This window comes from Companilactobacillus nuruki, assembly GCF_002872255.1.
Taxonomy (GTDB): Bacteria; Bacillota; Bacilli; order Lactobacillales; family Lactobacillaceae; genus Companilactobacillus; species Companilactobacillus nuruki.
Map to the genome: position 1 here is coordinate 89,905 of NZ_NIPR01000008.1, position 20,297 is coordinate 110,201.

Consider the following 20,297-nt stretch of genomic DNA (forward strand, 5'->3'; position numbering starts at 1 on the left):
AATTCATCAACTTATCATACGTTATTTAGAGAATAAAAAAAAGCCGACTTGTGTCGACTTATTTACTACTATCACTGTCATCTTTTAAAATACTCGACCAACTGTCAATAAATGTTCGATCACCATTCAATTCAGGTGCATCAGTATTATATAGGTCAGTCGTTGATTTATTTCCATTTTTGGAATAAACACTAGTTGATTTCAAACCGAGATCATTTCTTGTTTGAACCAATTTTTGAATTTCGTTTTGATAATCATAGTTTTTAGGATCAACGGGCGTAAATCCAGTTGGTGTGTAGAAGCGCAATAAATTCTTATTATTAATCGTGTCAGATAGTTTTAATTTTTTGTTGACATATTTTTGCCACTTAGCAACTTTTTCTTTTAAGACTGGATTTTGATCAAGGTCAATTCTTTCACCGGTTTTATTTCGATAAACCTCAGGATTTCCATCGCTGTCTTTTAGTACAGTGTATGTAGGTGTAATGAAGTTTTTGTTTCTAAAGATCACAATCTGTTTATGTTGTGTAGATAACAAGTCGGTTCCTAATTGTGCATACTGTTTGGTTTTGATACCAGCCAAGTGCAAAATTGTTGGTAAGACGTCAATTTCCCCACCATAAGTATGGTTGATACCGCCTTTTAATCCCTTCATATGAATCATGAAAGGAACTTTTTGCATTTGAGAATCATTGAAGTCAGTCCAATCATCAGAATTAACGCCTAATAAAGGAGCTAAGGAGGTATTTTGACTGTTTGATAGTCCATAGTGATCTCCATAAAGAATTATCATTGAATTATCATATATTCCACTTGATTTCAAATAATCAAAGAATTCCTTAAGAGAATTATCCAAATAATGGGCTGTAACAAAATAGTTATTAACAACACTGGCATCAGTGTCTGGTGCTTGGAAGCCGTCGTTATCTTCATCAGGTAATTGGAAAGGATAGTGATTGGTTACGGTAATAAATTTAGCATAGAAAGGTTGTTGCAATTGTTCGAGATATTTAGCACTCTCAGAAAGCATTAATTTATCCTTCATACCATATTCCATACTAGAATCAGCCGTCTTGTTGAAATAACTAGAATCAAAGAAATAATTATATCCCATGTTTTTATAAACATTATCACGATTCCAAAAACTACCGATATTACCATGGAACACAGCGCTTGTATAGCCTTCTTTTTGACCCAGAATGGCTGGAGCAGCTTGGAAAGTATTGTCACTGCCGAGTTTTGAAAAGAGCGATCCCTCAGGTAATCCAAAAAGACCAGTCTCTAGCATGTTTTCAGCATCACTAGTTTTACCTTGACCAACTTCATGATAGAAATTATCAAACGACATGGTATTTTTATCGTTATATAAACTATTTAAAAACGGAGTAATTTCTTGACCATTTACCTTATCGTTGATTAAAAATTGTTGGAAACTTTCCAAGTGAATAACAATAATATTTTTACCCTTAGCTTTCCCGAAATAGGTGGCATTAGGCTTGGCATAATTCTGATTGAGATAACTGAGAACATCATCCATATCAGTACCAACTGCTTCAGAACGAACTTGGTTATTTTGAACAGTTTTGATAGAGTCATAAGCTAAGAAAGTATTAAGTCCTAGGTATTTAACGATATAAGCTCTGTCAAAAGTTCGACCTAATAATTGAGGTCGATTGGATTCAGCAATTGCCAGGTTAAAGGAAAAAAGAAAAACTCCTAATAAAGTAGTTGCAATCGCAGTCAATTTTCTCATTGGACGATCGTCTAATTTGATATAATGGGTAAGTAATAAAATAGCTATAATAATGAAATCTAATCCATAAATAAAATCGTGTGCTTGTACTAAGTTTGCGGCACTGCCACCGAGTCCCTTTGATACTTTGGAAGCCCCGGCAATTGTATTGAATGAAAGAAAATCGCTAAATTCACGGTAATAAAGAATATTGCCATAGAGTAGAGCTGACTCAAGTAAATAAATTACTCCCATAACGATGTATGAAATTTTAGCACGATTGATATATAACGCTATACTTAGTAAAATAACTGCTGTAGCAATCGGATTAATAATTAGTATTAAATGTTGTAACGGGTCCGAAACGCCTAAAGAAAAATCAGCATAGTAAGCAATAATTGTTTTAATCCAAAGAAAAAAGATTAATAATGACATAAAACCTAATCTTTTATTGATAATAATTTTTAATTTATTCATTGATAATTCCTTGTTTTTAAAAATTCTTAAATAATTCTATTTAAACACTAAATAAATTACTTAATTGTTAGTATAATACGTAATGGGTAAAAAGTGGGAAAGAATGAGCAAAATGATATTTTTAGGACCTTTGTACGATTACATATATAAAATATATGCAATGAAGATTAATCATTTTCCGTTGATACGGCTTTCCTTTTATGCTGTGGATAAAGCAATATTATATACCTTATTTTTTATGGTTCTGAGGTATATATGGATAAGAATTAAGAAAAAAAAGACTTATTTAAGTCGTGAATTCGGCTTAGCAGTTTTTGCATTCTATATTTTCCTGCTTTTTGCTTTGACAGTTTTTCGGGATGGCTATTTCATTTGGCAATTTAAGTTTTATTTCCATCGACCTTTGTCCCAAATTAATATAATTCCACTAATCGAAACATTTAAATTGACAAAAGGTCAGTCTTTAATTGACTTTTTTTATAATTTATATGGTAATATTGTGTGGTTCGTACCAATGGGAATATTTATTCCAGCGCTTACAAAAAAACATTTAGGGTTTTCAAAAGTTGTTTTGATAGGGGCATTGATTTCTACATCAATTGAAACGTTGCAGTTTATTTTAAGTACTGGTGTAACAGATATTGATGATGTGATTTTTAATACTCTGGGTGCAGCGGTAGGATATTTGTTATATTTTGTGGGAAAATGGATAAAAATGCGAATAAAAGTTTGAAATTTTCAGCGAAAATGATTAATCTAGTTTTGACGATATATATGGAGGAGAGAAAATGACTCAAATTAAATTTGATGATTCAAAATTAAATAAGTTCATTCATGAAAATGAACTTGGTGAAATGCAAGCACTTGTAACTGCTGCTGATGACGAATTACGTAAGGGTACCGGTGCCGGTGCTGACTTCCGTGGCTTCATCGACTTGCCTGTTGACTATGACAAGGATGAATTTGCTCGCATTAAGAAAGCTGCTAAAAAGATTCAATCCGACTCAGAAGTATTTGTTGGAATTGGTATCGGTGGTTCATATTTAGGAGCACGTGCTGCAATTGATTTCCTAAGTTCATCATTCTATAACGTTAAGAATGAAAAAGATGTACCAGAAGTTTACTTTGCTGGTAACTCAATTTCTCCTAACTATCTAGCTGATCTTCTTGAGGTAATCGGTGATCGTGATTTCAGTATCAACGTTATCTCAAAATCAGGTACAACAACAGAACCTTCAATTGCTTTCCGTATTTTGAAGGCTAAGTTGATTGAAAAATATGGTGTTGATGGTGCCAAAGGACGTATCTATGCTACAACTGATCGTGCTAAGGGTGCTTTGAAGAGTGAAGCTGATGCTGAAGGCTACGAAGAATTCGTTGTTCCTGATGATATCGGTGGTCGTTTCTCAGTTCTTACAGCTGTTGGTCTATTGCCAATTGCCGTTGCTGGTATCGAGATTGATAAGTTAATGGAAGGTGCTGCACAATCACGTGCTGACTATTCATCAGCTGATCTTACAAAGAACGACGCATACAAATATGCTGCTTTAAGAAACATTTTGTATCGTAAAGGTTACACAACAGAATTGCTAGAAAACTATGAACCAAATGTTCAATACTTTGGTGAATGGTGGAAGCAATTGATGGGTGAATCCGAAGGTAAAGACCAAAAGGGTATCTATCCATCATCAGCTAACTTCTCAACTGATCTTCATTCATTAGGTCAATATATTCAAGAAGGCCGTCGTAACTTGATGGAAACTGTTGTCCTAATTGATCAACCAAGACATGATGTTAAGATTCCTGCTGAAAAGGGTAACCTTGATGGTTTGGAATATCTAGAAAACAAGTCAATGGACTTTGTTAACAAGAAGGCTTATGAAGGTGTTGTTCTTGCACATACTGATGGTGGAGTTCCTGTTATGTCAGTTCATATTGAAAAACAAGATGCCTATAATCTTGGCTACTTGATGTACTTCTTTGAAATTGCTGTTGGTATTTCAGGTTACTTGAATGGAATTAACCCATTCAACCAACCAGGTGTTGAAGCATATAAGAAGAACATGTTTGCCTTGTTGGGTCGTCCTGGTTACGAAGAACTTGGTAAAGAATTGAACGAAAGACTTTAATTTATAATTGAAAATAGAGACTCGATAACCGTTATGGTTATTGGATCTCTATTTTTTGTTTAGTTTAATATTTCATAGGTTACTTAAATAATTTATTTTGTTATCTAGGAATGTATCGATCTCTTGTAACTCGGAGATTTGAGATTTGATGCCATTTTGATATTTTCTTAAAAAATTCACTCTTTCAATCATCGGAGAAGCTTGCTGACCAATAAATTCTTTAATGGGAACTTTGATCTTTTTCATCATATTAACAATAATTAACCAATCAATGTCATCTTGACTATATTGTCGATAACCATTTTTATCTCTATTAATATGGTCAATTACGCCAATTTTTTCATAAAACCTAAGTGTATCTTTAGATAATCCGGTAAGTTGTATTACTTGTTTAGTTGAAAAAGTTTTTTCAGGCATTTTTATTTCTCCTCTTGCTATGGAGTATACTCCATAGTTTATGATTTGAAAATGTTAGGAGTTGGTAATGATGTCAGAAAAAATAGCTTTAGTGATTGGTGGAAATTCAGGGGTAGGTAAAAAAACAGCAATAGATCTTGCCAAAGAAGGTTTAAAGCTAATCATTGTCGGTAGTAATAAATTAAAAACTGAGGCAGCTTGTAAAGAAATTGTCAAAGAATCACAAAATAAAAATGTTACCTCTCTCTCATTTGATTTAAGTACAAAAAAGGGTGTAGAAGAGTTATATCGGATCATTACACAGAAAGTCTCACAGATAGATATTTTGATTAGTAGTGTGGGAGTAATGTTCTCTGATTTAAAATTATCTCAGGATGGTTATGATTTGAATTTGGTTTTGAATTATTTAACCCATTTTTGGATAATTCAAGAATTTTTACCTTTATTAAAAAAATCAAAGCAAGGTAGGATCTTATTAGTTGGAGCTGTTCCATTGGCCATTAATCATAGTAAGGTATCATTACCTGATTTTAAAACAGATAAGCAAGCAAAGTATAAGATGATGTCTGTAATCTCGTCAGCGACGGCAGCAAGATATTTACTAATGTTGTATTGGAGTCAAAGATTGATAAATACAAATATTACTATTAATATTTTTCATCCGGGATATGTTACAGACTCAAATCTTGGTAATGCAGATTCCTGGATTAGTAAACAATTAGGTAAAGCGATTGGATTAATATTTTCTAAAAAGGATCAACCAATTGGTGCTTACTTATCAAGTGATCCCCAACTGGCAAATACTAGTGGTAAATTCTTCAATGAAAAAGGAAAGATTGTTAAATTGTCAAAAAGTTATTCATCAACGATGGCTGAAGAACTATATCGAATAACTAAAGACAAATAATAAACTTGTAATATTTATACAAATAAAGCTATATTGACTGGATTAAATGAGTCAGTATAGCTTATTTTGTATATCGATGATCTTAAATAAAAATATAGATTGTTTTTAATTATTTCACATAGATAATTTCATCTAGAATACCATATTTTGTTTGATCCGCAATCAAATCATCAGTCTCGTTAAAGTTGAAGAGTTCATAAAAGGCACGAGCGGCTAAATTATTTTTTAGAACAATTAAATAAATATTTGAATATTCTTCCCCTAGGATATTTAGAGAAGTTTGAAAAAGTTTTTGACCAATTTTTTGATGCTGAAATTCAGGAAGAACATAAAGTGAGTAGATTTCCCGAATCCTTGATACTTGATTCTACGAGCTGGACCATATGAACAAACCCCAACAATTTTTCCAGAAACTCTAGCTATTAAGGTGTTATCAATACGCTTTTCGGGGTGCCAAATATCTTTATTTAGTTGATCCAAAAATAACTGTGGAATTAAATCAATATATGAATATGTCCATGTTTTGTAATAAAGATCTTTAATTTCTTCAAAGTTTGTTTGTTGATCAGTTTTTACTATTTCAAAATTCATAATTAATCACGGTTTTCGATGGTTTCGGTAGCACTGGCAAATACCCCCAATTTACCTAGAAGAAATCCTAACATGAAACCAACAAAAGTAGGTACGATCCAACCTAATCCCAGACTGGCAAAAGGAACGTATTGATGGTATGCCATCAAAATTTTTTTAACAAAGGATAGACTAGTGACAGCACTAGGAGAAGCATTTAACATATCAAAGATCGCTGGTAACACAGTAAAGGCAATTGTCATTTTGTAAACAATCCCAGCATATGGCTTAGCATGAACAGTTAATGAAACTAGGATTAAAGCAAGTGATAAGGGGTAAAGCAACATTAAGACGGGCAATGACCAAGCGATGATATTGTCGAGTCCAGCGTTGGCAACGACAAATGACATAATTGTAGTTGTTCTTAACCAAGCTAAGTAACTTACTTTAGGGAACAACTTATGAAAGTCTTGTGAAAAAGAGGCAACTAATCCCATGGCGGTGGTAAAAACTCCTAAAGTTACAAGAACTCCTAGGAAAGCAGCTCCGAACCTACCAAAGTAGTAGTTAACAATCTGTGAAAGTGCAACTCCACCATTAGCAGATAAGGTCAATTTGCTTAAACTAAAGGCTCCAAGTAGAACTAAACCAAAGTAAACCAAAACCTCTAAGGCGATACTTAATGATCCAGCTTTAGCAGTAAGTCCTGATAATTCACGATCTTTATAGCCTAATCCTTTGACAGCATGAACGAAAGTGACGCTTAATGCTAATAAAGCAACAGCATCAATTGTGTTATAACCTTCAAGGAGTCCACTAACGGTTGAATTAGTTTGATAGGCTTGGGTAGGCATATGATTTAATCCGCCCATTGGATGCAAAAAAGCAACTAGGAAAACGACTGCTAATAAAACTAAAAAGATAGTATTTAAATATTTTCCAACATATTTTAGTAATTTATTTTGATGAACAGTCAGTGTATAAGCTAAGCCAAAGAATAATGCCGTAAATAGTAACATCCCAACAAAGTAAAATTGTTTGGGCAAAAATGGCTGAACGGCCATTTGGAATGCGGTAGCAGCAGTACGCGGTGTACCAAAGAATGGTCCGATAGTGAGGTGGACCAAAACTAGGAATAGTGCAGCATAGAACTTACCAACTGGACGAGCTAAATCATATAACCCGTCACTTTTAGTAACAACTACTGCCATGATTGCTAGTAATGGGAAGAGTGAACCGGAGATCGCAAATCCAAATGCAGCTGATAACCAATTGTTACCAGCAAGTTGTCCCAGATGGACTGGGAAAATTAAATTACCTGATCCAAAAAACATTCCAAAAATTAATGAACTAACAACTAGCAAATGTAATACTTTTTTATTGTTTCTTTTTCCTGATAAATCGTAATCGTTCTTCATAAATGATCCTCCTAAAAATGTTGTTTCTAATCTGTGATGGGCTTTTAATACCACTAATATCAGAATCCATTTTTACCACCTCTTTTTTATTTTTAAAACGTTATAAAAAAAGAGCCCTTCTTCCCACTTAGGGAAAAAGGGCTCAAATAGAACGGTACCACCTTTTTGGGTATTCAAAGAATACTCACTTAATTAACAGACAGACATCTGCTAGCCAGGTAATGGTGGCAACCACGGCAACCTACATATCGGCACCGAACTCGGAAATGATTTTCAAAATTCTCGCGATGATCGTTTTTCACTTAACACGATTCACTAGGCATCTTGGAGATTTCTACTTTTTTCGTCAACGTTTTGTTGGTTCGTATTATAGACACATAAAAAAATAAATTCAAGAGTTTTTTTAATTAAATTATAGACACTATAATTTATTGGGCGTTCGATTCAGAAAATGTTTGGCACCGTCTATAACGTGAAAGTAGGTTGCCAAAGCTAACATATCAGTGTTCATGCTCTTCAAGAAAGGCCACTCACGTAACGAACCTCGTAGAACGGAGTTATTTTGTTCAATAAATTCTTGGTTAACTTTTTGCGGTTGATCGATAAAAGCACCACATTGGTATAAATAATTAGCATAATCATAAAAATATTTGGATGTCTTAGGATTGCTCATGGTGTCGTGAAGCAATTTTGTACGTAAACGAATGAAACTCATACTGTTTCTAATGACTTGAGAACTACTATTTGAATTAGATAGATAAGCAAATAATTGTTCAAAAAATTGTTGATAAGCGTGAATTTCTCCACTGCTTAAATATGCTCTAGGATGGTTTTTGAAAGGATAAGTCCAATTATTAAAGTTATATTCCCATTTTTGACCAATCCAAATAGTAAAAGGAAGTTCATAGAACACTTGAGTCATGTCTTGTTCAAAACTTTCATTAATAATTCTAGAGTAATCATTTGGTAATAAGCGATTAATTTGCTTTCGTAATTCAGGTGTGATCAGTTTATTTCCGTCGGTATCATCAGTTAAATCAAATAGTCTTTGCCAGACGCTGTCAGTAAATAACGTTGGCTTAATATGCTTGATTAATTTTAAATTAACAGGAGCCGAATTGAGAGTAAAACCAGCATCAAAAGAATTATCCATTAACGCCAAGGTTTGAACAAAATGTCCACCAAGAGAGTGACCGATACCGTAAACAAAGGTATTAGGAGCAATGCTTTCATTGATGTAATTGATGAATTCCCGTGCGACTTTTAATTGTGTAAGATTTTTATCACTTCCGACTAAAATAGCATTAACGTTATAGTCCCAGTCCTTGTAGGTTTCCAAAAGTGACTGCTCAAAACGCTTACTACGAGAGTGAATGGTTTCGTCAACACTGGCCTCCGTTCCCTTAAAAGTGACATAGCATTCTCTAATGCCATCAATTGATATTTCATATGCAATGCCTGAAAAACCACAGTCAGAAGCTTCTGGAATAATTTCACGAACATCGTAAGACTTGATATAATCAGGAATTCGATGAATTAAGCTGTAAATTAAGAACTTTAAATAATTCTCTGGTTCAAATTCCTGATAAAGGTAACGATCATAATCGAACTGTAATAGTTTAGTACGAAATTCAGGGTTTTGAAGTAACTCTGCCTTAAGATAAGATTCCTCTCGTATGTCTAATGGCAAAAGGTTATGAATTAAAAGAATCACGTAAATCTGATTCAAATAGCCATGACAGAGATTAATGTTTTCATCTTCAATCATGTTAATCAGTTCTTTTAGTTTATTAACTTTACGATTTCTTTTAGGCAAGTGGAAAGTTTTATTTCGATGATTCTGATCGGTATTTTTTAATTTTAAAGCTTTATCGATTAGCTGTGGATGAATCGTTTTATCAGTGTTAAAAAGAGGATCTTGCAAATCAATAATTTGGTTGAGCATTAAATTGGTTAGGCGAGTTTTTTCTTTATTTAAATATGAGTAATTAAAATAAAGTCGTTTATTCTTAGGTAATAGTTTTTTGCTGTCGTCCTTATTAAAGGTCAATGGTAAATTTTTGTGTGCTCGAAAGTTAAGCAAATCTAACTGGTCATAAACATGATTTAATCTGTTTAAAGTGTTCAGTAGAGCTTTCATTGAATCACCTCATTCTAACTTTATTTTAACAAATTGTTGCTATATAAGGAATTGAGAACAATTTTGATATTATTGCACAGAAGTGATGCTTCACACTTGTAATATACTACATATGTGCTATACTATTGATTGTGGAGGTTGAAGAAAGATGAGAATAGATATCAAATCATACTTAGAAGATAACGATTTAACGATATATGTAATAGCCAAGAAAAGTGGGTATGGTTATACGACTCTGCATAAATCTTTCAACAAAAAACAATCCTCCGCCACATCTATCAATTTGCGCGATATAGAGGCAATTGCCAAAGCGCAGGATACCGAAATGTGGAGAGTTCTGCGTGAATTGGAATTGCATTACTTAAGATGAGGAGGCTTTATATATGGCAAGATCATTTTGGGATGAAGATCCATTTAACGACAATATGGACGAAATTTTTAATAGATTAATGGGTCAACAAAATAATTCACAGGCTAAATATTATGTGAATGGTAAAGAGTTGACTCCTGAAGAATTAGCAAAATATCAAGAGGCCAGAACTGCTGGAAAGAATATTCCGGTAAGTGAAGGCAATAAAAAGAAAAATGGCACTATGTTAGAGAAGCTCGGACGTAACTTAACGCAAGAGGCTAAAGAAGGTCTACTTGATCCGGTTATCGGACGTGATAAAGAGATTCAAGAAACAGCAGAGGTTTTAAGCCGCAGAACTAAGAATAATCCAATCTTAGTTGGTGATGCTGGTGTTGGTAAGACAGCAGTTGTTGAAGGACTTGCTCAAGCAATTGTTAAGGGTAATGTTCCAGAAGCAATCAAAGATAAACAGATTGTTTCAATTGATGTATCAGCACTTGAGGCCGGGACTCAATATCGTGGATCATTTGAAGAGAATATTCAAAAATTACTGGATGAAGTAAAGAAAGCCGGTAATGTGGTTTTGTTCTTTGATGAAATCCATCAAATCATTGGTGCAGGTTCAGCTGGTGCTGATTCTGGCAGTAAAGGTTTGGCAGATATTATTAAACCTGCTTTGAGTAGAGGTGAAATTTCAATTATTGGTGCGACAACTCAAGATGAGTATCGTAACACTATTATGAAGGATGCCGCTTTAGCTAGAAGATTTAATGACGTAACGATCAATGAACCAAGTAAAAAAGCTACCGTTGCTATTTTGAAGGGATTACGCAGTGCTTATGAGAACCATCATCATGTGAAATTACCTGATGATGTCTTAAAGGCAGCTGTTGATTATTCAGTTCAATATATTCCACAGAGATCTTTACCAGACAAGGCGATTGATCTGATCGATATGACAGCAGCACATTTGGCTGCAAAAAATCCTGTTACTGATAAAGTTAGTTTAGAAAAAGATTTAAAACAAGCTCAAAAAGCTAAGGACGATGCAGCGGCTAAAGAAGATTTTGAAAAGGCTGCAAATCTAAAAAAGAAGATTGAAGAAATTCAAGCCAAATTAGACAAGGGCGATAGTCATGATGAACCAGTTGCTGATGTAAATGATATTGCAGCTTCAGTTCAAAGATTAACTGGAGTACCTGTTTCTCAAATGGGTGCTAGCGATATTGAAAGACTAAAAGGTATGGGCAAACGACTTAAAGATAAGGTTATTGGCCAAGATGAAGCCGTAGATATGGTTGTTAGAGCTATTCGTCGTAATAGAGCCGGTTTCGATGAAGGCAATCGTCCAATTGGTAGTTTCTTATTTGTTGGACCTACCGGAGTTGGTAAAACTGAATTAGTAAAACAACTAGCACAAGATATGTTTGGCTCAAAGAGCGCCATTGTTCGTTTGGATATGAGTGAATATTCAGACCTAACAGCGGTATCTAAATTGATTGGAACTACAGCTGGTTATGTGGGTTATGAAGATAACGGGAATACATTGACTGAAAAAGTTCGTCGTAATCCATATTCAATTGTCTTACTAGATGAAATTGAAAAGGCAAATCCCCAAGTGCTTACTTTATTACTACAAGTTATGGATGATGGGCGTTTGACGGATGGTCAAGGTAATGTGGTTGATTTTAAGAATACAATTATCATTGCTACATCAAATGCTGGCTTCGGTAATGACAGTAATAAGGATGAAAAAATAATGGACAAATTAGCACCATACTTCCGTCCAGAATTCTTGAATAGATTCAATGGTATTGTTGAGTTTACTCATTTATCTAAGAAAGATTTGAATCAAATTGTTGAGCTTTTACTTGATGATGTAAACCGTAACTTGGCCAAGAAGCAGATTACTCTAGAAGTAACTCCTGAAGCTAAGGAATGGTTGATCGATGAAGGATATGATGAAGCCATGGGTGCACGGCCACTGCGTCGAGTAATTGAGCAACAAATTAGAGATAAAGTTGCTGAGTTCTATCTTGACCATATTGATGCCAAGAATTTGAAGGCAGATTTGGTTGATGGAACTATTGAGATTTCAGAGGAGTCAGTTGTTAAAAAATAAATAAATTAAAAACGTCTCATAATTATTTTTAATAATTATGAGACGTTTTTGTGTGTAGATTCTAATTTTTATTTTGTAGATGTTAATTTCATTAATGATCATATTAATTAAATAATTTTTTAATTCCTGGTTTCATTATCTGCCATAATTCCTCAAAATGTACTTGAGTTTGATCATTCCAAGTTTTCGCATATTTAGGTGATGAAAAAGTTGCAAAAGCACGCATTATGGTTTGCAAATCCTTCAAATTGGAGTATTTCAGTGCATTACTAAGACTATTATTTAAATCATTGAGATGAATTTCGAGTGCTTTAGGATTGTCATCAATGTAAGCTGTATAAATTCCAAACATTATAGGATCATTTTGATAAGCTAGCATTTTTTGACGTGTCAGAATCCATAACCAATCATGCAAAATATCAGTTTTATTTGTATAGGCAGTAGTATTGAATGGAAAAAGATCTTTCAAAATATCATCTAGCCATGTTAGGGACAGAGATGTCCAGAGATCCTGTTTATTTTTAAAATGTTTATAAAGTGCAGCATGACTGATACCTAGTTCTTGTCCAACCTTTGCAAGTGTAACTTTTTGCATACCTTGTTTTTCTACTAGTTGTTGAGCAGTTTTTAAGATAAGTTCCTTTGTTATTTTTCCCATAAAGAAAGTATAACATAAATTTAGTTACATTATTTGACTTTTGTAACTTAAACCATTAAACTAACTTTTAGTTACAGAATTTTAAAAAAGTAACCTAATTGGAGAAATTATTATGAAATTAATAAATAATACAATTTTAATAACTGGTGGAACTTCAGGTATAGGTCTAGGCCTGGCGGAAGAAATGGCTAACCGTGATAATCAAATTATTGTAGTTGGAAGAAATCAAGATAAACTTAATTCTGTTAAAAGGAAACATCCAAAGTTTGGAATTTATCAGGCAGATGTTAGTAACATTGCTGATATTGAAAAATTAAGCATGAAGGTTAAAACTGATTTTCCGCAACTTAACATGCTTATTAACTCGGCTGGAATCATGTCACCATTTGATTTGTTAGATCCAGCAGTTTCAGTAGATAGCCTAATTTCGGATATTCAAGTTGATTTAATTGGTACTGTTGCAGTGGATAAATTGTTTTTACCACAATTAAAAGAACAAGAAGAATCAATGATTGTTAATATTTCATCCGGTTTAGCAAATATTAGTTCAGCAGCACATCCCACTTATTCAGCTTCCAAGGCAGGAGTACATATGTTTACATCGGCCTTACGTGACCAATTACGTTATGCGGGAGTGGACAATATTCATATTATGGAGCTTGTGCCACCATTGGTATCTGAAACTAACCTAGAACCTGGTTCAAATAGTATCAGCGGTAATGGTGATATGAAGCTGGTGGATCTGATTAAAGAAACTATTGACGGAATGGAGAACAATGAGATGAGAGTTAATGCTGGTGCAGCAGCAGCGCTTAGAAAGGCCGGTCAAACCAATCCTGATAATACTGAATGGGATATGGCAAAAATGATGTTACCAGAATATTTTCCTAATGGTTTATACTAGTTTTAAATAGGGGGGATTTAATGTCAAAAGGACGAGTAGAAGCTTTTACTGACGGAGTTATTGCAATTATTTTGACAATATTAGTATTGGATATAAAGTTGCCAGATAAATACTCTTGGAATGTTCTCTGGGATGTAAAGATGCAATTTTTTACTTATGTGGCAAGCTTTTTCTTGGTGGCGATGATCTGGAATCAGCATCATCAAATGTTTGCTAAAGTTAAACGAATCGACGGGAGAGTGATGTGGGCTAATATATTAATGCTTTTTTGGCTATCGCTGATTCCGGTGGCATCTAGTTGGTATGGTCGTAATATCGTATCTAAGCCAGCAGGAGTATTGTTTGCTGTGATAGTGATATTCTTCAATCTGGCTTTTCTATGGTTAAACCATTGCTTACAACTTGCAAATAAAAATGAACTAGTTTTTAAGAAGAAAGATACTTTTGATCGACGCAGTCAATTATCATTGATAATTAATTTGGCAAGTATTATTATCGGATATTTATTTCCAGAATTTGTATTACTCGCCACAGTGTTGAATGCAGTTATTTGGGCAATACCTATTAAATTAACGTTGGTGGACTAGCAAAAAAGCTCGATAATCCTTTAATTAGGGATTGTCGAGCTTTTTTTTGCCAAGAGTAAAGGCAGTTAGAATAGCGTTTAATAATTTTTGTTGTTGGGGACTAAAGACTGATGACCTGCGATAGGCTAATCCAACTTTAAAAATGGGACTATTAGAATCGAGGATTGGAATGCTAGTTAATCTAGGATCATTAATAGTTATAGAATTACTCAATAGAGCGATTCCCATACCGTTGGCCACCATATTAATGACACTTTGTACTTCACTGGTTTCAAAGATTATTTTTGGTCGAATATGATTTATTTGAGATAAATATTTAAAGGCCTGTTTTTGGACAAAACTGTTTTTTAAGGAAATAAATTTTTGTGATTGTATATCCTTAAAATAAAATCCCTTTGAATTAGCTAATCTATTGGTTTTAGGCATAATGATTGAAAAAGGCTGTTCATCAAAGGTAATCATTTTTATAGTTTCATCGGTAAATTGATCTAAATAGCCTAATAATGCAACATCTAAATCTCCATTTTTTAAGTCTTTAAGTGTTGCAATTGACCCTTGGCTAATATGCATTACTTGTTGGAATAATTCTGTAGGCAATTGTCGAGCAACTTTAGGCAAATAAGTGATTTCAATCAATGGAGGCATACCAATAATTAATTTATTTTCAATCCCATGAGCAATCTCAGATTGGGCCAATTTATAATCGGAAAGAATATTTTTACTATGTACTAGTAGCTTTTGTCCGGAATCTGTTAGCTTCAATGGTAAGTGTGGATTATCTCGAATAATTAGATGGGTGTTAAATTCCCTTTCTAATCGCTGAATAGCGGCAGATACTGTTGGCTGACTTACTTTGAATTTTTCTGAAACTTTGGAGAAACTTTTTAACTGTATTAGGGAAACGAAATATTCTAAATCTTTGGTTCTCATGTTTATAACCTACTATGCTGGGATTTACAAATTTAGTATTATCAAATTCTATCTTAACACTGCTATTTGACTATGATATTAATCTAATTTTATTATGAAAACAAGTTAAGAAAGGATCGTGTTTTTAGTGTCGGTATTAGATTTGAATATTATTTTAATTGTAACAGGGATTTTAGCAGGAATTGTTAGTACGGCTGCAGGTTTGGCATCACTAGTTTCTTACCCGGTGCTGTTAGCTTTAGGGTTACCACCTGTTACTGCAAATGTAACCAATACATTGGGATTATTATTTACGAGTATTGGTGCAGTAGCTTCATCACAAAAGGAATTACATGGACACGCTAGGAGTTTGCGAGTCATACTTCCCCTAACATTATTAGGCAGCATTTTGGGTGCATTATTATTATTTATTATTCCTGAAGCTACTTTTGCTAAAATCGTACCTTTTTTTATCTTTATAGCGGCTATATTGGTTTTGATCCCTCATCATAATCAATTGTCTATTAATGAAAAAAAGGATATTTCAATTAGTAAAAAATTTTTAACATGGTTGGCGATATTTCTGATTGGTGGATATACGGGATACTTTGGAGCTGCTGGTGGTGTTTTGATGTTGTCGCTTTTTTCATGGACATCTAATGATACTTTTCCAGAATATAATGCACAAAAAAATTTAGCTTTAGGATTGGCAAATATTGTTGCGGCAATTATTTATGTAACCAAAACTCCCATCCCTTGGAATAATGTTATATTCTTAGGCATAGGTTTTTTAGTAGGCGGTTTTTGGGGACCGAGAATTGTCCGTCATTTACCAACTCAGTTATTAAAAGTTTTAATCGGAATTGGAGCTTTGATTTTAGCAGCTAGCTTATTTATGAAGGCTTATAAAATAATATTGTAAGTTTTGATGAAAATCTTTATCAAGTTAAAAGAATGAGAACGACTATTTAATTTTTTTTAAAGCAAACGTTTTACTAAAATTTTTATATAATTTGTAAAAATATATCTAGAATACGAACTATTGTGATGTAATTAAATCTATTTAAGTAATAAATACGATTAATATCAACATAATTATATCAAAATACGAACATTATCAAGTGAAAATATATAAATGTTTCTAATTCTCTTGTAAAAACACGAATAATCTGTAATACTATATAAGTTCGAAAAAGAGATTATTTTTTCTAAGGGGCGTTTATAGTGAATTCATTAGATAATAGAGGGAATTTAAGCTTTATGGAACGTTTATTCAATCTTGAAGAAGCTCAAACAAACGTTAAACGAGAGATACTGGCTGGTTTGACAACATTTGTTTCGATGGCTTATATATTATTTGTTAATCCGCAGGTTTTGGGAGACTCTGGGATGAACAAGGGAGCACTGTTCACAGCAACTGCTTTAACTGCTGTTGTTGGCTCAGTGTTAATGGGGATTTTAGCAAATTATCCAATTGCTATTGCTCCAGGACTTGGTGATAATGCTTTTTTTAGTTATTCAGTAGTTATTGCGATGGGTATTCCTTGGCAAACTGCTATGGCTGGTGTTTTTGTTGCCAGTTTGATTTTCTTAGTACTTTCTTTAATGAAGATACGTGAGGTCGTTATTAATGCAATTCCAAAGGATTTGAAATTAGCCGTGGCGGCTGGGTTAGGTATTTTTATTGCCTTTGTTGGTCTTCAAGGTGGAGGGCTGATTACGGCAAGTAAGTCATCACTTGTCGCAATTGGTTCGTTTGCTACACCAACTACTTGGTTAACTATTACGGGCTTGTTAGTTACAGCTATTTTGATGGCTCGTAAGATTCCTGGTGCTATTTTTATTGGTATGGTCTTTACAACAGTTGTTGGATTGATAACTAAGCTGATTCCAGCGCCATCACATATTGTTTCGGCAATTCCTAGTTTGAAACCAACATTTGGTGTCGGCGTTGCTCATATTGGCGATATTAGAGAACCACAACTATGGGCGGTTGTTATTATTTTCTTATTAGTAGCATTTTTTGATACTGCTGGTACTTTGATCGGTTTGGCTGAGCAAGTTGATGTTATGCAGGATAAAGATGGTAAGATGCCAAGAATTGGACATGCCTTAATGGCTGATTCAATTTCAATGGTAGCTGGATCTGTATTCGGTACTACACCACCAACAGCTTATGTTGAGTCATCAGCTGGTATCGCAGTCGGTGGTAGAACCGGTTTAACATCCATTACGGTTGGAGTATTGTTTGCTCTATCAATGTTCTTCTCACCATTGTTGAGTGTCGTTACAAGTAATGTAACGGCTCCTGTATTGATTATCGTTGGTACATTAATGGCTCAATCAATGCGTGGAATTCAATGGGATAGATTTGAAATAGCACTACCTGCATTCTTAACGATTGTTGGTATGCCGTTGACTTATAATATTTCTTACGGTATTGCTTTTGGATTTCTAGTTTATCCAATTACGATGTTAGCAGCTGGTAAGAGAAAAGAAATTAATCCTATTATGTATGGATTGTTCATTGTTTTCGTAATTTTACTTTATATTATTAACATCTTGCCAAAAGCTAGTTTGGCATAGAGTGAGAAATGTTCAACCTGTGAATATTAGAACTGAGTCGATTTTAGTTTTTGTTTCAGGCTGTATAATTTACTAGCTATTAAAATAGTTTTAGTTATTCAAATAAAATAGTCTGTATTGGTTTTCAGCAATGTTTGCGAAAGAACATAGTTGATATCAGTACAGACTATTTTTGATTATTTAAGTGACCCAGTAATTAAGACTATTTGTTGAACCAATATCTTTTTGTAATACCTTTAAAATGCAATCAATAACCCCAAAGCTGTATAATAATATCTGTAAGCGCACGCAAGGAGGACTTTTATGAAGAAAATTATTAATAATGTTGAGGATATTGTGCCTGAAATGATTTCAGGGCTTGTAAAAACCAATTCAGATTTAGTAAGACAGATTGAAGGAACAACTGCTGTAGTTAGAAATGATGCCAAGTTTAGTGATAATAAACAAGTTGGTATTGTTTCTGGTGGTGGTAGTGGTCATGAACCATTGCATGCTGGCTACGTTGGTGATGGAATGCTCAGTGCCGCTGTTGCTGGGGAAGTTTTTACATCTCCAACGCCGGATCAAATTTATGAGGCAATCAAAGCAGTTGATCAAGGCAAAGGTGTCTTGTTAATTGTTAAGAATTATTCCGGTGACGTGATGAATTTTGATATGGCTAAAGAAATGGCTGAAGCTGACGATATTGAGGTTCAAAGCATTATTGTCGATGATGATATTGCAGTCAAGAATAGTGAATTTACTCAAGGCAAACGTGGTGTTGCGGGAACTGCTTTGGTAGAAAAGATCATTGGAGCAGCGGCTAGATCAGGTATGTCATTAAACGATTTGAAGGATTTGGGTCAAAAGGTTATTGATAATACTAAAACTATCGGAATTGCCCTGCACGCGGCAACTGTACCTGCTGTAGGACACCCTGGATTTGAATTAAAAGATGATGAAATTGAATATGGTATTGGAATCCACAATGAACGTGGATATGCAGTTGAAAAGATTCAACCATCAAAAGAATTAGCACATGAACTGATTGAAAAAATTTTGGCTGACTTCGATGACAAATCAGGAAATTTCGCTATTCTTGTAAACGGAATGGGAGCAACTCCGTTGATGGAACAGTATATTTTTGCAAATGATGTATTGAATGAATTAGTGGATAAAAAAATTGATGTGAAATTTAGTAAAGTTGGAAATTTGGTAACTTCGCTTGATATGCAAGGAATTTCTTTAACAATTATGAAAGCCGATAGTAGCTGGATCAATTACTTGAAAGAACCAGTTACAACTATCGCTTGGTAAAGGGAGAGTTTTGATGAAATTAGAATTAGCAGATGCAAAAAAATGGATTGATTTATTTATTGAAGAATTAAAAGAAAATAAATCTAATTTGAATGAATTAGATACAGCTATTGGTGATGGAGACCATGGAACAAATATGGATCGTGGAGCAAGTGCTGTAGTAGAATCATTTGCAAAAAAAGACCCTGAAAACTTAACTGATTTATATAAAGCAACAGCTTTTGCAATGATTCAAAAAGTGGGTGGAGCTTCAGGTCCACTTTATGGTACAGCTTTTTTGGATATGTCTAAGGCCGTCAAGGAAGAAAATCTTGAATTAGGTGAACTGGTCCAAGTTGGGACTGATGGTATTAAACGCCGCGGACAATCAGACGTAGGTATGAAGACAATGATCGATGTTTGGCAACCAGTTAGTGATGCTTTGAAGGCAGAAAGTTTAAATCAAAGCGTTATTGATGAAGCACTATCTAAAGTAAAAGGTTTAGTCGCAACCAAGGGACGTGCTAGTTACTTGGAAGAGAAATCCAAAGGACACATCGATCCCGGTGCTCAATCGAGTGCATATTTATTCGAGTCATTAATCAAAGTGATAGGAGAGTAATCATATGAAATATGGAATACTAATTGTTTCACATTCACCTAAGATTGCTGCAGGGGTTAAGGATTTAATTTCCCAAGCAGCACCAGATTTATCGATTACCACTGCCGGTGGAACTGACGAAGGAGAAATTGGCTCATCACTAGAAAAAATTCAACAGGCTGTTGATAATAATGAAGGTTCAGAGATTCTGGCATTTTACGATTTAGGCAGTTCTAAGATGAACTTGGAAATGTTGTTAGAGATGACTGATCGTAAGATTCACAAATACGATGTTGCTTTAGTTGAGGGTGCTTATACAGCGGCCACCTTAGCTCAAGTAGATTCACCGCTAGATGTTATTGAAAGTAATTTGAAACAGTTAATTATTAAGTGAAAAATCTAAATTTTGTATTTTGTTATAAAAATAGTTTTAGTTGATTAAAGCAAATAGTCTGTATTGATCATCAATTGTGTTCAAAAAAACATAGTTGATGTCAATACAGACTATTTTTG

General features: G+C 34.0%; 20 protein-coding genes. 12 read left to right on the top strand and 8 right to left on the bottom strand.

The window, feature by feature from the left end; all coding sequences use genetic code 11:
* Positions 1–58 precede the first annotated feature (58 nt).
* Positions 59–2,209: an LTA synthase family protein gene (locus CBP76_RS04420; RefSeq protein WP_102195731.1), complete on the bottom strand. Its 2,151-nt coding sequence runs from the start codon at positions 2,207–2,209 to the stop codon at positions 59–61.
* Between the two features lie 112 nt (positions 2,210–2,321).
* On the opposite strand from CBP76_RS04420, the gene CBP76_RS04425 reads away from it, so the two are divergent.
* The gene (locus CBP76_RS04425) at positions 2,322–2,942 is read left to right on the top strand and encodes a VanZ family protein (protein WP_166667178.1); all 621 of its coding nucleotides are present in this window, start codon (positions 2,322–2,324) and stop codon (positions 2,940–2,942) included.
* 55 nt (positions 2,943–2,997) lie between these two features.
* Positions 2,998–4,338: a glucose-6-phosphate isomerase gene (locus tag CBP76_RS04430; protein ID WP_102195733.1), complete on the top strand. Its 1,341-nt coding sequence runs from the start codon at positions 2,998–3,000 to the stop codon at positions 4,336–4,338.
* Positions 4,339–4,410: 72 nt separating this feature from the next.
* Here the strand turns inward: CBP76_RS04430 and CBP76_RS04435 are convergent, their stop codons facing one another.
* Positions 4,411–4,755 carry a MerR family DNA-binding transcriptional regulator gene (locus CBP76_RS04435; RefSeq protein ID WP_102195734.1) on the bottom strand — a complete coding sequence of 115 codons (345 nt, stop codon included), beginning with the start codon at positions 4,753–4,755 and terminating at the stop codon, positions 4,411–4,413.
* A gap of 70 nt (positions 4,756–4,825) precedes the next feature.
* Between CBP76_RS04435 and CBP76_RS04440 the strand changes: the two genes are divergently transcribed.
* Complete coding sequence (locus CBP76_RS04440) at positions 4,826–5,662, top strand: SDR family NAD(P)-dependent oxidoreductase (protein ID WP_102195735.1); 837 nt, start codon at positions 4,826–4,828, stop codon at positions 5,660–5,662.
* Between the two features lie 109 nt (positions 5,663–5,771).
* Here CBP76_RS04440 and CBP76_RS13610 read toward each other — a convergent pair whose 3' ends face one another.
* The 4 genes from CBP76_RS13610 to CBP76_RS04460 form a co-directional block, all read right to left on the bottom strand.
* Positions 5,772–6,014 (bottom strand): GNAT family N-acetyltransferase, encoded by a 243-nt coding sequence (locus CBP76_RS13610; RefSeq protein WP_102195752.1) that lies wholly within the window; start codon positions 6,012–6,014, stop codon positions 5,772–5,774.
* Positions 5,933–6,253 carry a hypothetical protein gene (locus tag CBP76_RS04450; RefSeq protein WP_102195736.1) on the bottom strand — a complete coding sequence of 107 codons (321 nt, stop codon included), beginning with the start codon at positions 6,251–6,253 and terminating at the stop codon, positions 5,933–5,935. Before CBP76_RS04450 ends, CBP76_RS13610 begins: the two co-directional genes overlap by 82 nt.
* Positions 6,254–6,255: 2 nt before the next feature.
* Entirely contained in the window at positions 6,256–7,650 is a 1,395-nt protein-coding gene (gene brnQ, locus CBP76_RS04455; protein ID WP_102195737.1) for a branched-chain amino acid transport system II carrier protein, read from the bottom strand.
* A gap of 421 nt (positions 7,651–8,071) precedes the next feature.
* Positions 8,072–9,790, bottom strand: coding sequence for a DUF6792 domain-containing protein (locus CBP76_RS04460; protein ID WP_102195738.1), 1,719 nt, complete (start codon positions 9,788–9,790; stop codon positions 8,072–8,074).
* Positions 9,791–9,938: 148 nt separating this feature from the next.
* On the opposite strand from CBP76_RS04460, the gene CBP76_RS04465 reads away from it, so the two are divergent.
* Both CBP76_RS04465 and CBP76_RS04470 read left to right on the top strand, forming a co-directional pair.
* Positions 9,939–10,160 carry a transcriptional regulator gene (locus CBP76_RS04465; RefSeq protein ID WP_102195739.1) on the top strand — a complete coding sequence of 74 codons (222 nt, stop codon included), beginning with the start codon at positions 9,939–9,941 and terminating at the stop codon, positions 10,158–10,160.
* Between the two features lie 13 nt (positions 10,161–10,173).
* Complete coding sequence (locus CBP76_RS04470; RefSeq protein ID WP_102195740.1) at positions 10,174–12,264, top strand: ATP-dependent Clp protease ATP-binding subunit; 2,091 nt, start codon at positions 10,174–10,176, stop codon at positions 12,262–12,264.
* 103 nt (positions 12,265–12,367) lie between these two features.
* On the opposite strand, the gene CBP76_RS04475 is transcribed toward CBP76_RS04470, so the two are convergent.
* Positions 12,368–12,922 carry a TetR/AcrR family transcriptional regulator gene (locus CBP76_RS04475; protein ID WP_102195741.1) on the bottom strand — a complete coding sequence of 185 codons (555 nt, stop codon included), beginning with the start codon at positions 12,920–12,922 and terminating at the stop codon, positions 12,368–12,370.
* A 112-nt stretch (positions 12,923–13,034) separates the two neighbouring features.
* Between CBP76_RS04475 and CBP76_RS04480 the strand changes: the two genes are divergently transcribed.
* Together CBP76_RS04480 and CBP76_RS04485 are read left to right on the top strand one after the other, a co-directional pair.
* Positions 13,035–13,826: an SDR family oxidoreductase gene (locus CBP76_RS04480; RefSeq protein ID WP_102195742.1), complete on the top strand. Its 792-nt coding sequence runs from the start codon at positions 13,035–13,037 to the stop codon at positions 13,824–13,826.
* A 20-nt stretch (positions 13,827–13,846) separates the two neighbouring features.
* The gene (locus CBP76_RS04485; RefSeq protein WP_102195743.1) at positions 13,847–14,413 is read left to right on the top strand and encodes a TMEM175 family protein; all 567 of its coding nucleotides are present in this window, start codon (positions 13,847–13,849) and stop codon (positions 14,411–14,413) included.
* 24 nt (positions 14,414–14,437) lie between these two features.
* Here CBP76_RS04485 and CBP76_RS04490 read toward each other — a convergent pair whose 3' ends face one another.
* Positions 14,438–15,343 (bottom strand): LysR family transcriptional regulator, encoded by a 906-nt coding sequence (locus CBP76_RS04490; protein WP_102195744.1) that lies wholly within the window; start codon positions 15,341–15,343, stop codon positions 14,438–14,440.
* A 127-nt stretch (positions 15,344–15,470) separates the two neighbouring features.
* Here CBP76_RS04490 and CBP76_RS04495 point away from each other — a divergent pair, with 127 nt between their 5' ends.
* The 5 genes from CBP76_RS04495 to dhaM all read left to right on the top strand — a co-directional run bounded on the left by CBP76_RS04495 (position 15,471) and on the right by dhaM (position 20,178).
* A complete protein-coding gene (locus tag CBP76_RS04495) occupies positions 15,471–16,244 on the top strand; it encodes a sulfite exporter TauE/SafE family protein (protein ID WP_102195745.1) in 774 nt (257 codons plus the stop codon).
* A 338-nt stretch (positions 16,245–16,582) separates the two neighbouring features.
* Positions 16,583–17,908, top strand: a complete 1,326-nt coding sequence (locus CBP76_RS04500; protein ID WP_102195753.1) for an NCS2 family permease — start codon at positions 16,583–16,585, stop codon at positions 17,906–17,908.
* Positions 17,909–18,211: 303 nt separating this feature from the next.
* A complete protein-coding gene (dhaK, locus tag CBP76_RS04505; RefSeq protein WP_102195746.1) occupies positions 18,212–19,204 on the top strand; it encodes a dihydroxyacetone kinase subunit DhaK in 993 nt (330 codons plus the stop codon).
* 13 nt (positions 19,205–19,217) lie between these two features.
* Positions 19,218–19,805 (top strand): dihydroxyacetone kinase subunit DhaL, encoded by a 588-nt coding sequence (gene dhaL / locus CBP76_RS04510; protein WP_102195747.1) that lies wholly within the window; start codon positions 19,218–19,220, stop codon positions 19,803–19,805.
* Positions 19,806–19,809: 4 nt separating this feature from the next.
* Positions 19,810–20,178, top strand: a complete 369-nt coding sequence (dhaM, locus tag CBP76_RS04515; protein ID WP_102195748.1) for a dihydroxyacetone kinase phosphoryl donor subunit DhaM — start codon at positions 19,810–19,812, stop codon at positions 20,176–20,178.
* Positions 20,179–20,297: the final 119 nt, after the last annotated feature.